The sequence below is a fragment of the Pseudomonas guariconensis genome, from assembly GCF_015680235.1.
GTDB lineage: Bacteria > Pseudomonadota > Gammaproteobacteria > Pseudomonadales > Pseudomonadaceae > Aquipseudomonas > Aquipseudomonas guariconensis_A.
Genome location: NZ_JADLJL010000071.1, coordinates 1 through 1,586 on the forward strand (window position 1 = coordinate 1; position 1,586 = coordinate 1,586).

Annotated in this window: 1 protein-coding gene; it reads left to right on the forward strand. The window is 55.5% G+C overall.

The window, feature by feature from the left end; genetic code table 11:
• Positions 1–80 precede the first annotated feature (80 nt).
• Entirely contained in the window at positions 81–1,499 is a 1,419-nt protein-coding gene (locus IRZ56_RS22885; protein WP_196147025.1) for an IS1182 family transposase, read from the forward strand.
• Positions 1,500–1,586 lie beyond the last annotated feature (87 nt).

The window sequence follows — 1,586 nt, forward strand, 5'->3', positions numbered from 1 at the left end:
CAGACTGTGTGAAAACCTAGCAATCTGCCCGGCCCTTTAAGAGAATGCTCCGTATCGAAAGATACGGAGCATTTTTCGTTATGGCTTACATCCAAGGAGAGTCCCGCAGCCAGACCAGCCTGTTCCCGGTCTCGCTGGAGGAGTTGATTCCTGAAGATCACCTCGTACGGGTCATCGACCTGTATGTCACCAAGCTGGATCTGGGTCAGCTCGGTTTTGAGAAAACTCAGCCCAAGGCCACCGGGCGCCCCGCCTACGACCCCGCCGATCAGCTCAAACTCTACCTTTATGGCTATTTCCAGCGCATTCGGTCGTCCCGTCGCCTGGAAGCTGAATGCCAGCGCAACATTGAGGTGATGTGGTTGATCAACCGGCTCAAACCCGACTTCAAGACCATCGCCGATTTTCGTAAGAACAACAAAGTCGCTTTCGTTACGACGTGCCGGGCTTTTGTGCAATTCTGCCGAGCTGCCGGTTTGATTGCCGGTGACTTGGTTGCCATCGACGGGAGCAAGTTTCAGGCAGTCGCTTCTGCGCGACGCCACCTGAACTTGAACCAGCTCAAGCGTCAGGACGAGAAGCTGGATAAGCGGATCGCCCAATACCTGGCGGACCTGGATGCCGCTGATAAAACTGAGGGCGAGCAGGTGGTAGATCGCACTGCGATCAAGGCGGCCCTGGCAGAACTTGAGGCTAAGCAGCAAGACAACCGCAGTTGCCAAGCCTTGATGCAATCGATGGGGCTGGAGCAATTCAACACGCACGAAAGCGATGCCCGAATGATGCGCACGCCCAAAGGGGCGCGTGTTGCCTATAACGTGCAGACCGCTGTCGATGCAGAACACTGCCTGATTTTGCATCACGAAGTGACGCAAGAGGGTGATGACCGCAAGCAGCTTGAACCTATGGCTAAAACGGCCAAGGCCGAACTTGGGCAAGACGCTCTGACCGTGACAGCGGACATGGGCTACTCAAACGGCCAGCAGTTCCAGGCGTGTGAGGAAGCCTCCATTACCGCTTACGTGCCGCCAAACCGAACCTCGAACCCAGGCGGAGAGGCATTGTTCGAACGCCAAGACTTTACCTACGACGCTGACCAGGATCGGTACCAATGTCCAGCAGGCCAGTGGCTAACCCTGAAGCAGCGTTACAAAGGCGACCGGATCTACCAGGCAGCAATCAGCGACTGTGCTGGATGTGCGCTGAAAGCCCAATGTACGACGGCCAAGCGCCGCTACGTCTCGCGTCATGCACAAGAGGAAGCCTTTGAACGAATGGCGAAGCGGATGCAACTGCATCCAGAGATGATGGAACGACGCAGATCCATCGTGGAGCACCCGTTTGGCAATCTCAAACAATGGCTATTTGGGAACGGACGGTTCTTGCTACGGCAACTTGAAGGGACGAGAGCTGAAATGGCCCTGGCCGTGACCGCATACAACCTCAAGCGGGCGATCAGCGTACTGGGTACCAAGAAAATGATGCAGTTGATGGGCTGAAGAGCCTTTTTTCAGCACAAAAACAAACGCCCCGAACAAGTCGGGGCGTTTGGTCTAGGGCCTATCAGTGTGTTTTCACACAGTCTG